This window comes from Bergeriella denitrificans NBRC 102155, assembly GCF_001592185.1.
GTDB lineage: Bacteria > Pseudomonadota > Gammaproteobacteria > Burkholderiales > Neisseriaceae > Neisseria > Neisseria denitrificans.
This window is the reverse complement of the sequence record NZ_BCWL01000045.1, coordinates 1-11,649: the sequence shown is the minus strand read 5'-3', so window position 1 is coordinate 11,649 and position 11,649 is coordinate 1. Positions and strand designations below refer to the sequence as shown.

The window sequence follows — 11,649 nt, the reverse complement described above, 5'->3', positions numbered from 1 at the left end:
TTGCACTATAAACGATGATACCCCTGCTTGCGGGTCTCTTCGTCTATCACGCAGATCGGGAAACCGCCCGGATTTTTGCCGCCGCCCGAATCCAGGCAGATTTCTTCGTAGATATAGGCTTCAAACGCCATACCGGCCCGGAATGAGGCAAACAGGGCCAGCAATAAGGCGGCGGTTTTCAGCCAGCGGCGGACGGAGGGCTTTTTCATACGGCTGCTCCGTTTTCAAAGGCGGTGCTGTGCCGCACGACAAAGTCCGTCCAGATTCGGGCAAATTCGCCGGCATGGCTGAGAAACGGCGCGTGGGCGGCTTTTTCAATGAGATGGAACTCGCTTTCCGGCAAATGGCGTTGCAGATATTCACCCATACGCGGCGGGGTGACAGCGTCCTTGCCGCCGAACACCAGCAGCGCGGGGGCAGCGGTTTCCGGCAGCAGCGGCCGCGCGTCGGCCTGTTCGACCGCTTCCAGCGCAGACTGTAAAGCGGAAGGTGCGCCAAGCGCGGCCAAGTCGGGCAGGATACGGCTCAAAATATCGGCGGCATCCGGTGTGTTCAGCAACTGTAATTGTAGAAACTGTTTGATATATTTGGCATAATCTTGTCGGAATAAGCCGACCATTTTGCCCAAAGCCACGCGGTCCAAGCCTTCGAGGTAATCCGGTGCGGCAGTGAGCTTGGCAAAACTTGCGGTCAGGCACAGCGAACGCACTTTTTCGGGATGGCGTGCCGCCAAATTCAGCGCGGCAAGGCCGCCGAGCGACCAACCGAGGATATGCGCGGGCGAGTCGATGTCGGCGGCGAAACGGTCGGCGATGGCGGCGATGTCGAACGGCTCAATGTCGGGCGCACCGCCGTGGCCGGGTAAATCAAGATTATGGATGTCCCAAGAGGCGGGCAGGCGGGGAATAAGGTCGTCGAACACATGGCGGTTGGCGCCCCAACCGTGAATCAGATAAACTTTTTGAACGGAATTCGGCATGGATTTTCTTTCTTTATGGCGCAATTTCAGGCATTTCCGCGCCCGACGCTGCGTATTATGCCACGATTCGGACGATATTTCAGAGTGCGGAGCCGCCCTGCGCGGCAGCCTGTGTGCGGGCTGTTCGGACGATTTGGAAGCCTGTCTGACCGACGCGGCCAACAGCTGCCCCCTATGCTTCAGACCGAACGCGGGCGGAGCGATGTGCGGCCGCTGCCAGAAGAAACCGCCCGCCTATGAACGCATGTGGGCATCGGTATATTACGAGCCGCCAGTCAGCACCATGATTCACGAATGGAAACACCTGGCCGATTTGAGCCTGGGCGGCGTATTGGCGGGCTTGATGTTGCGCCATGCACCCGACTGGCTGGCGGCGGAGCGGATTGATTACCTGCTGCCCGTACCTTTGAGCAAAGAGCGGCGGCTGTTTCGCGGTTTCAACCAAAGCGAAGGGCTGGTCGAACATCTGGCGCAGCATTACGGCTGGCGGATTTTGCCGCGCGACAGCGTATTGCGCGCCGATAAACCGCCGCAAAGTACGCTGAAAAGCAGCGAACGTCTGCGAAACGTGCGCCATGTTTTCTCATTGGCGCAGCCCCTGCCCCCGCAGTGTAATATTTTGTTAGTCGATGATGTGATGACAACCGGCGCCACGCTGGCCGAATTATCCGAAACGCTGAAAAAATCAGGCGCACAAAACGTTTTCTGCTGGACTTTGGCGCGCGCGCAAATGAAAAATTAAGCCAATTTTTTGACATCCGCCGCCTGCTGTGGCATTGTTACCTGTTGATAACTAATTGATTTGTATGTTTACCGTCGTTTTATACCAACCCGAAATCCCGCCGAACACCGGCAACATCATCCGCCTCTGCGCCAATACCGGCGCGGATTTGCATTTGGTGAAGCCGCTCGGTTTTCCCTTAGATTCCACCAAAATGAAGCGCGCGGGTTTGGATTATCACGAGTTTGCCAAACTGACGGTACACGAGAATTTTGAAGACTGTATGCAGGCTTTGGCCGGCCGCCGCATTTTCGCGCTGACCACCAAAGGCACGACCCGCCCCGACCAAGCGGCCTTCCGCCCGGGCGACGTTTTTTTGTTCGGCCCCGAAACGCGCGGGCTGCCTGCGGACATTCTCGACACCCTGCCTGCCGGGCAAAAGCTACGCCTGCCGATGCTGCCCGACAGCCGCAGTATGAACCTTTCCAATACCGTTGCCGTTATGCTGTTTGAAGCGTGGCGTCAAAACGGATACCAAGGCGGCATTTAGGCCGTCTGAAAAGAATCCCGCGCGGCTCAGCCGCTTCGGATTCCGCGCCCGCCGTCGCCGAGATGCCGGGCGCATTGCGTGATTAACTCAAGAACGGACTTCGTTTTGACTTTTACCAAAAAGACCTTATCCGCCGCGCTTTTGGGCCTGACTCTGAGCGCCGTCTCCATCGCACCGGCCGTTGCCGGCAAAACCTACAAAGTCGCGGGCAAAACCTATAAAACCATGCGTACCATGCCCGCCTCGTTCAGCCAAAGCGGCAACGCCTCCTGGTACGGCCCCGGCTTTCACGGCCGCAAAACCGCCAGCGGCGAGCGTTACAATATGAACGCGCTGACCGCCGCCCACCGCACCCTGCCGCTGGGCAGCACGGTGAAAGTTACCAACACCCGCAACGGCAGAAGCGTGATTGTGCGCGTCAACGACCGCGGCCCTTTCCACGGCAACCGCGTGCTGGATCTCTCCAAAGCCGCCGCCGCCCGCCTGGGCTTCGTAAACCAAGGCACGGCGCACGTGAAAATCGAGCCCGTCGGCGGCGCGAAAACCCCGGCCGCTCCGGCTGCCGCCGCAGAGATTTTTGTCGATTTGAAAACGTTCGGTACCGAACACGAAGCCCGCGCCTATATCAGCCAAACCGAGCAGCATCTGGCCGGCGCCAACATCAAGCCCAAACTTTCGGTCGAAAAACAAGCCTACGAATACACCGTACGCATGGGCCCGTTCGATACCCGGGATCAGGCCGACGAAGCCGCCACCCAGGCGCGCACCATGCCGCAAACCGCCATTTAACGGCTGCATTTTCCATTTCCCGCCGTTGGCGATACAATACAGGCCGTCTGTTTTCAGACGGCCTGTTTATATATAGTATAGGACACCCCATGATCAGCAGACTGACCGGCAAACTTATCGAAAAAATCCCGCCGCAAATCGTGATTGACGTCAACGGCGTCGGCTACGAAGTCGATGTGTCGATGCAGACTTTCTACAACCTGCCGCCGCTCCATGAAACCGTGCAGCTTTACACCCAGCTGGTGGTGCGCGAAGATGCCCACCTGCTGTTCGGCTTCGCCACAGCGGAAGAGCGCGCCACATTCCGCCAGCTGGTTAAAGTCAGCGGCATCGGCGCCAAAACCGCCCTGGGCATCTTATCCGCCATGAGCGCGGACGAGCTGGCGCAGGCCGTGGCCGAAGAAGACATCAAACGCCTCTCCTCCGCGCCCGGCATCGGCAAAAAAACCGCCGAGCGCATGGTGCTGGAGCTGCGCGGCAAACTGGTATCGAATACCGTTTCAGACGGCCTTTTCGCCGCGCCAGCCGCTGCCGACGAAACCGGCGACATCATCAGCACCCTGCTGGCGCTGGGCTACAACGAGCGCGAAGCCAAGGCCGCCGTGAAAGACATCCCCAAAGGTACCGACGTCGGCGAAGGCGTTCGCCTGGCGCTGAAAAACCTGCTGAAATAAGCCCGGCAATTCGCCGCAGTATCGGGGCATATCCGGTAAAAAGCCGTCTGAAAAATCGCATTTTTTCAGACGGCTTTTTGATGCTTATCTACACGCTTTAATTGTCACGCTGGCGGCCGATATCCGCTGCGGCGGTGAACAATACATCGGTAGAAGAGTTCAGCGCGGTTTCCGCAGAATCTTGAATCACGCCGATGATGAAACCGACGGCCACGACCTGCATGGAAACATCATCGGAAATACCGAAGAGGCTGCACGCCATCGGAATCAGCAGCAGCGAGCCGCCGGCCACGCCGGATGCGCCGCACGCGCCAACCGTTGCCATCAGGCTCAGGAGCAGGGCGGTCAGGAAATCGACTTGAATGCCCAGGGTATGCGCGGCGGCCATGGTTAACACGGTAATGGTAATCGCCGCGCCCGCCATATTGATGGTCGCGCCCAAGGGAATGGAAATGGAATAGGTGTCTTCATGCAGGTTCAGCTTTTTCGCCAGCGCCATATTCACGGGAATATTGGCGGCGGAAGAGCGGGTGAAGAAGGCGGTCACGCCGCTTTCGCGCAAGCACAGCAGCGTCAGCGGATACGGATTGCGGCGGGTTTGCGTCCACACAATCAGCGGGTTTACCACCAAGGCGATAAACAGCATACAGCCCAGCAATACGGCCAGCAGCTTGGCGTAGCTTGCCAAAGCGGCGAAACCGGTTTCGGCGATGGTGGCGGCAACCAGGCCGAAAATACCCAGCGGCGCGAATTTAATCACCCATTTCACCACGGTCGATACGGTATCGGCCAAATCGGCGGCCACTTGGCGGGTGGTGTCGGAGCCGTGGTGGCGCAACGCCGCGCCCAACACCAGCGCCCAGGCCAGAATGCCGATATAGTTGGCATCGGCGATGGCGCTCACGGGATTGGACACCAGCTTCAGCAACAGGGTTTTCAATACTTCAACGATGCCGGAAGGCGGCGTGGTCGATACGTCGCCGGCGCTGGCCAAAACGATATGGGTCGGAAACGCCATGCTGGCGACCACGGCGGTAAGCGCGGCGGCAAACGTGCCGATTACATACAGCAGCAAAATCGGCTTGATGTGCGCCTCATTGCCTTTTTGGTGTTGGGCGATGGCGGAAAGTACCAATACGAACACCAATACCGGCGCCACGGCTTTCAGCGCGCCGACAAACAGGCTGCCGAGCAGGCCGACGGCGAGGCCGGCATTCGGTGCGACCCAGCCGATTAAGATACCGAGTATCAAACCGACGACGATTTGTTTGACTAAGCTGACGCGGTTGACCGCCGCCAGCAGCGGATTGCCTGTAGCCATCATCCTATCCTTTAAAATGTGTTAAGAATAGATAATATTCTAAAATAAAACCGTTTTGATTTGTGGATATTTTCATACCCGATAAAAATAAACAACACAATATTTTAAAATTTTATTTTTCATGCAATTTAATTCCCGCCAATTTTAAAATCAAAAAATAATCCGCCACAAATTCGCCGCTTCCAAGTGCCTGCCCGAACGCATATTGTCAACGATTCAGCTAGGCGCACACCCCGCCGCTGCGGTTTTTCAGACGGCCTTTTGAGCCCGCGCCGCAAGGCATTTCTAAACCCGCCGCAAATCATGTAAAATCGGGCTTTGCCTTTACTGATTTACCTTTTGCCATGAACAAGTTGACTTCTCCCGTGCTGCTCACTTCGCTCTCGCTTGCCTGTATGCAGGCGTTTGCCGCCGACTCCTTCGAGCCCCGGGAGGAGGATTACGAGCCTGTGCCCGAAGCGGAGCAGGCCGCGCCGCCCTTGGGCAATACCGAAAGCGTCAAGCTCGATCCCAAATATCCGGTGGAAATCCGCACCGAAGAGGGCGAAATCAAAACCATGCTGGAAACCTACCTGCCGCTGATTACCCAGCAGCAGGAAGAAGAGCTGGATAAAGAGCAGGTCGGCTTTTTGGCCGAGGAAACCCCCGACAACGTCAAAACCATTCTGCAAACCAAAGGCTATTTCAACAGCCGCGCCGACATTCAGGATTTGGGCAGCAGCTACCGCCTTGATGTGACCCCCGGCCCGCGCACCAAAATCGACAACGTCAGCGTGGCCTTAATCGGCGATGTGTTGTCGGAAGGCAATCTGGCCGACTACTACCAAAGCGCGATGAGCAATTGGCAGCAGCCGGTGGGCAGCTATTTCGACCAAGACGGCTGGAGCAGCAGCAAAACCTCGGTCTTGTCGGCAGTTACGCGCAAAAAATACCCGCTGGCCAAGCTCACCCAATCCCAAGCCACCATCGACCCCGCCAAGCAGTCGGCCGATTTAAACGTGATTGTGGAAAGCAACCGCCCGATTTATTTCGGCGATTTCCAAATCAGCGGCACGCGCCGCTATCCCGAAAGCGTGGTCAAAGGGCTGGCGCAGTTCGAGCCGGGCGCGCCGTATGATTTGGACAAGCTGCTGGATTTCCAGCAGGCTTTGGAGCAAAACGGCCACTATTCCGGCGCCGTGGTGCAGGCCGATTTCGACAATCTCGAAGGCGACCGCGTGCCGGTTAAAGTCGATGTGACCGAAATGAAGCGCCACAAGCTCGAAACCGGCATCCGCTACGATTCCGAATACGGCCTGGGCGGACGCATCGGCTACGACTACTACAACCTGTTCAACAAAGGCTATATCGGATCGGTGGTGTGGGACATGGACCGCTACGAAACCACGCTGGCCGCCGGCATCAGCCAGCCGCGCAACAACCGCGGCAACTACTGGACCAGCAACGTCGCCTACAACCGCTCGACCACCCAAAATCTGGAAAAACGCGCGCTCTCCAGCGGCCTGTGGTATGTGCGCGAGCGCAACGGCATCGACGCCCGTCTCGGCGTGGAATTTCTGATTGAAGACCGCAAAGTCCCCAACACCGATTACGACCTGGGCCGCAGCCACGCCACCATGCTCACCGCCGCCTGGAAGCGTCAAAACATCGACACCACCCTGCGCCCGGAAAACGGCTATTATCTCGACGGCAAAATCGGCGTAACCCTGGGTAAAGTCCTGTCGTCCACCGCCATGGCGCGGGCTTACGGCAGCGCGGGCTATTTCTTTACGCCGGAAAACAAAAAAATCGGCACATTTATCGCACGCGGCCAAATCGGCTACACCTACGCGCGCGAAGACCAGGAAGTGCCCTCCAGCCTCGAATTCCGCACCGGCGGCGCATCCAGCGTGCGCGGCTACGAGCAGAACAGCATCGGCCTGAGCGGCCCCGGCGGCTCGGTGCTGCCCGAGCGCGCCCTGGCCGTTGCCAGCTTCGAATACCAATACCCGCTGACCAAAAGCTTTTCCGCAGCGGTATTCCACGACATGGGCGATGCCGCGCATTCCTTCCAGCGCATGACCCTGAAACACGGCACCGGCGTCGGCCTGCGCTGGTTCAGCCCCGTTGCGCCGTTTGCCTTCGACATCGCCTACGGCCATCAGGACAAAAAAATCCGCTGGCACATCAGCCTGGGCACACGCTTCTAAAGCCCGGGCGCAAAGCCGCCGTTTTCAGACGGCCGCACATGCCGTCTGAAAATACGCGCGTAAAACCAAATAACACAGAAAAACAAGCCGCAGCCGATACCGCCGCGCTTGATTTTCCCGCACCGCACAACACCGGAGCCGGCCGCACAACCCGCTCCGACATCATTACACCGACAAACGCCATGACCGATACCGTACTTACCCCGACTGCCGGGCCGTCTGAAAAACCGCCCGCACCGCCACGCAAACGCCGCCCGCTGCGCGCTTTGGCCTGGGCGCTGCTGTGCGTCGCCGCCGCGCTGCTCTGCATCGGCGGCTGGCTGGTTTCCACCGAATCCGGCCTGCGCTTCGGCCTGTACAAAATTCCGTCGTGGTTCGGCGTCAACATTTCCTCGAAATCCCTCAACGGCACGCTGCTCAAAGGTTTCGACGGCAGCGAATGGCTGGTGGAAACCGAGGGCGCGGACGTACGCATCAGCTCGCTGCGCTTTGATTGGCAGCCGTCTGAATTATTCCGCCCCAGCCTGCACATTACCGAGCTGGTGGCGGGCGACATCGCCATCGTCACCAAACCCGTACCGCCCACGGAAGACACCCCGCCTGCCGGCCTGCCCGACAGCATCGACCTGCCCGCCACCGTGTATATCGACCGCGTGGAAACCGGCCAAATCAGCGTCGGCAAAAACTTCGAGCAGCAAACCGTTTATGTGGAAAAAATTCAGACGGCCTACCGCTACGACCGCACGGAGCACCGTCTCGACCTGACCACCCTCAAATCGCCCTGGAGTGAATCGGTGGGCGCGGTGGTGGTCGGCCTGCAAAAACCGTTTACCCTCAATACCGCCATCTACACCAAAGGCGAATTGGAAGGCGAAACCGTACACGGCACGGCGCGGCTGTGGGGCAGCCTGCAAGATGTCCGCACCGATCTGATTCTCACCGGCGACAACGTGCAGCTTTACGCCCGCTCCACCGTCCACCCCTTTGCCGCCAGCCTGAACGAAATGCTCAGCGAAGTGCAGGCCAAAGGCTTCAACGTCAACCCTTCCGCCTTTCTGCCCTCGCTGCCCAAAGCCCGTCTGAATTTCGATGCCACCGTTGTACCCGCGTTCAGCAACGGCATCGCTTTAGAAGGCTCGCTCGATTTGGGCAACCGCGAAGCCGGTTTTGCCGATGAAAACGCCATTCCCGTACGCACCCTGCTGGGCAGCTTTACGGTGGACGACAACGGCAAAATCCACATCAGCGAAGCCGACATCGAGCTGCTGAAGCAGGGTAGGGTCGTGGTCAGCGGCGACATCGACACCGCCGCCGATACCTTAAATCTGGCTCTGGACATCCGCGATGTCGGCGCCGACGATGCCGTTACCACCCAAATCGCCGGCCGTCTCAACGGCGGCATCAATGTTAAAGGCGCGACCGCATCCCCCGATATCGACTGGAATCTCGACAGCGGCAACGCCCGCACCACCGGCCTGCTCTCCATCGTCACCGACCCGCAGCTCGGCCAGCAGACGCTCAAGCTCGACAGCCTGAAAGTGCTGCCTCAAAACGGCGGCGAATTGAGCGCATCGGGCTTTTTGGAGCTGTTTCAAGACCAAATCCTGAAGCTCGACATCACCAGCCAAGCCTTCAACCCCGCCCGCATCGACCCGCAACTGCCCGACGGCAGCGTCAACGGCTCGCTTGCGCTCTCCGGTGCGCTGACCGAGCAACGCTACGGCGGCCAAATGCAGTTTGCCCCGAGCACGCTCAACGGCGTGTCTCTGAGCGGCAGCGCCGACGTGCAATATGAAAACCAACACCTCAGCCGCGCTTTCAGCGACTTAAAACTGGGCACCAACGTCATCAAAACCGACGGCAGCTTCGGCAAAAAAGACGACCGCCTCAATCTCAGCATCAGCGCGCCCGACCTTTCGCGCTTCGGCTTCGGCCTGAGCGGCCTGCTGAATGCCAAAGGCTACGTCGCCGGCAATTTTTCAGACGGCCTCAAATCGCTGGACATCGACATCGCCGGGCAGGCGCGCGCGTTCCGCCTGGCCGATACCGTCGGCATCCGCACGCTGGATTTCAAACTCAAAGGCTCGCCCGATACCGCCAAACCGTTGGCCGCCGAGCTGATCGGCGAGCAGATTGTGCTGGCGGGCGACACGCCCACCACCGTGGATGCCGTTAACCTCTTCGTCAACGGCACGGGACTGAGCCACCGCATCCACGGCGGCAGCAGCATGGCACTCGACGGCAAACGCTACAAGCTGGAAATCGATGCCAACGGCGGCCTCAACCGCGAGCAAACCCAATGGACGGGCGCGGTCAGCCTGCTCGACATCAGCGGCGCGTTCAACCTCAAGCTGCAAAACCGCATGCAGCTCGAAGCGGGCGCCGAGCGCGTGGCCATGAGCCCCGCCCGCTGGTCGGCCATGGGCGGCAGCCTCAATCTGCAAAGTTTCGTGTGGGACAAAAAAACCGGCATCACCAGCAAAGGCAGCGCCGACAACCTGCACATGGCTGAGCTGCACAATTTCTACACCCCGCCGGTGGCGCACAATCTCGTACTCGGCGGCGATTGGGATTTATCGTATAGCGAAAACGCCCGCGGCTATCTCAACATCGTGCGCCAGGGCGGCGACATTACCCTGCCCGACAGCAACCAAACGCTGGGCTTAAGCGCGCTCGCCTTACGCACCCGCTTCCAAAACAACCGCATCGACGCCCTGCTCGACGGCCATACCCGCTTCGGCAAGCTGGATGCCAATGTCGGCATCGGCCAGCAGTTCGGCAACAAAATCACCGAAGCGCCGCTCTCCGGCAAAGTCAACATCGATATCCCCGACCTTGCCCCGTTCCGCGCCTTCCTGCCCAATACCGCCCAAAATCTGAGCGGCAGCTTCAAAGGCAGCGCCGACATCGGCGGCCGCATCGCCTCCCCCACCGTCAACAGCACGCTGGCAGGCGATTCCAACTACGGCAAACTCAACGGCAACGTCCACATCGGGCACGCCGACGACTTGATGAACGCGCCGCTCTCCGGCCGCATCAACTTCAACGTAGCCGAGCTGGAAACCTTCCGCAACTTCCTGCCCGTCGGTCAAACCATCAAAGGCAACCTTACCGCCGCCGTCAGTCTGGCCGGCCGCGTGGGCGAGCCGCAGCTGGGCGGCACGCTGAACGGCGAAAAACTCTACTACCGCAATCAGGCGCAGGGCATCATTCTCGACAACGGCGTGTTGCGTTCGCACCTGCAAGGGCAACGCTGGATTATCGACAGCCTGAAATTCCACCGCGGCGGCACGGTCGAACTGACCGGCAACGTGGCGCTGGATAACGCCACGCCCGATGTCGATGTCGATATCGTGTTCGACAAATACCGCACCCTCTCCCGCCCCAACCGCCGCCTGGCGCTGAGCGGCAAAGCCAAGCTGCTTTACAGCGAAGTACGCGGCGTGGCGCTGACCGGCGGCCTGAAAGCCGATTTCGGTATGTTCGGCTTCCAAAACGCCTCTATGCCGACTTTGGACGACGATGTCGTCATTCTCGGCGAAGAGAAGAAAACCCAAACCGCCGCCACCCCGATTTATATGGATTTGGACATCGACCTGAACGACAACGTACATTTCGTCGGCGAGGGTCTGAACGTGACTTTGGGCGGCAAACTCAAACTGATGGCACGCCCCGGCGAGAGCGTGCAGGGTGTCGGCTCGGTTAACGTCATCAAAGGCAGCTACAAAGCCTACGGCCAGGATTTGGAAATCAAAAAATGCGTGATTTCCTTTGTCGGCCCGCTTTCCGACCCCAATCTCAACATCCGCGCCGAACGCCGCCTATCCCCAGTCGGCGCAGGCGTGGAAGCCCTAGGCAGCCTCAGCAACCCGCGCGTGACCCTGGTGGCCAATGAAGCCATGAGCGAAAAAGACAAACTCTCCTGGCTGATTCTCAACCGCCCGAGCTCCGGCAGCGACAGCGACAACGCCGCGCTTTCCGCCGCCGCCGGCGCCTTCCTGGCCGGACAGCTGAACGACCGCATCGGCCTGGTGGACGACATCGGCCTGACCAGCCAGGAAAGCCGCAACACCGAAACCGGCGAAATGAACCCCGCCGAGCAGGTGCTCACCGTCGGCAAACAGCTGACCAACGAGCTGTATGTCGGCTACGAATTCGGCATCACCACCGCCAAGCAGTCGGTCAAACTCATGTATCAGCTTACCCGCTCCATTCAGGCCATCGCCCGCATCGGCAACCTCTCCAGCGGCGGCGAGCTGAAATACGCCATCCGCTTCGACACCCTGCCGTGGCAGAAAAAGCTCAAAGCGCAGGACAAAGCCGCCGAAGCAGCCGAAAAACGCCGTTTTGAAGAGCAGCAACAGCAGCAAAACCGGCCGTAAAGCCGTCTGAAAAATATAGTCGGAGCGTAAATTCTGCTACAAGG

General features: G+C 59.2%; 9 protein-coding genes. 6 read left to right on the top strand and 3 right to left on the bottom strand.

What is annotated here, in order from left to right; all coding sequences use genetic code 11:
* Nucleotides 1–5 precede the first annotated feature (5 nt).
* Together BDE01S_RS04270 and bioH are read right to left on the bottom strand one after the other, a co-directional pair.
* A complete protein-coding gene (locus tag BDE01S_RS04270; RefSeq protein WP_066077792.1) occupies nucleotides 6–209 on the bottom strand; it encodes a hypothetical protein in 204 nt (67 codons plus the stop codon).
* Nucleotides 206–979, bottom strand: coding sequence for a pimeloyl-ACP methyl ester esterase BioH (gene bioH, locus BDE01S_RS04265; RefSeq protein WP_066077790.1), 774 nt, complete (start codon nucleotides 977–979; stop codon nucleotides 206–208). The genes BDE01S_RS04270 and bioH overlap by 4 nt, the downstream gene beginning before the upstream one ends.
* Here bioH and BDE01S_RS04260 point away from each other — a divergent pair.
* The 4 genes from BDE01S_RS04260 (at nucleotide 978) to ruvA (ending at nucleotide 3,713) form a co-directional block, all read left to right on the top strand.
* Nucleotides 978–1,721 (top strand): ComF family protein, encoded by a 744-nt coding sequence (locus BDE01S_RS04260; RefSeq protein ID WP_066077787.1) that lies wholly within the window; start codon nucleotides 978–980, stop codon nucleotides 1,719–1,721. The genes bioH and BDE01S_RS04260 overlap by 2 nt on opposite strands.
* 64 nt (nucleotides 1,722–1,785) lie before the next feature.
* Complete coding sequence (gene trmL, locus BDE01S_RS04255) at nucleotides 1,786–2,250, top strand: tRNA (uridine(34)/cytosine(34)/5-carboxymethylaminomethyluridine(34)-2'-O)-methyltransferase TrmL (RefSeq protein WP_066077785.1); 465 nt, start codon at nucleotides 1,786–1,788, stop codon at nucleotides 2,248–2,250.
* A 105-nt stretch (nucleotides 2,251–2,355) separates the two neighbouring features.
* Nucleotides 2,356–3,039: a septal ring lytic transglycosylase RlpA family protein gene (locus BDE01S_RS04250; RefSeq protein WP_066077784.1), complete on the top strand. Its 684-nt coding sequence runs from the start codon at nucleotides 2,356–2,358 to the stop codon at nucleotides 3,037–3,039.
* Between the two features lie 89 nt (nucleotides 3,040–3,128).
* Nucleotides 3,129–3,713: a Holliday junction branch migration protein RuvA gene (gene ruvA / locus BDE01S_RS04245; RefSeq protein WP_066077782.1), complete on the top strand. Its 585-nt coding sequence runs from the start codon at nucleotides 3,129–3,131 to the stop codon at nucleotides 3,711–3,713.
* Nucleotides 3,714–3,810: 97 nt separating this feature from the next.
* Here ruvA and sstT read toward each other — a convergent pair whose 3' ends face one another.
* On the bottom strand, nucleotides 3,811–5,034 hold the full coding sequence (gene sstT, locus BDE01S_RS04240) for a serine/threonine transporter SstT (RefSeq protein WP_066077778.1): 1,224 nt from the start codon (nucleotides 5,032–5,034) through the stop codon (nucleotides 3,811–3,813).
* Nucleotides 5,035–5,378: 344 nt separating this feature from the next.
* Between sstT and BDE01S_RS04235 the strand changes: the two genes are divergently transcribed.
* Together BDE01S_RS04235 and BDE01S_RS04230 are read left to right on the top strand one after the other, a co-directional pair.
* Entirely contained in the window at nucleotides 5,379–7,223 is a 1,845-nt protein-coding gene (locus BDE01S_RS04235; protein WP_066077776.1) for an autotransporter assembly complex protein TamA, read from the top strand.
* Between the two features lie 182 nt (nucleotides 7,224–7,405).
* Complete coding sequence (locus BDE01S_RS04230; RefSeq protein ID WP_066077794.1) at nucleotides 7,406–11,605, top strand: translocation/assembly module TamB domain-containing protein; 4,200 nt, start codon at nucleotides 7,406–7,408, stop codon at nucleotides 11,603–11,605.
* Nucleotides 11,606–11,649: the final 44 nt, after the last annotated feature.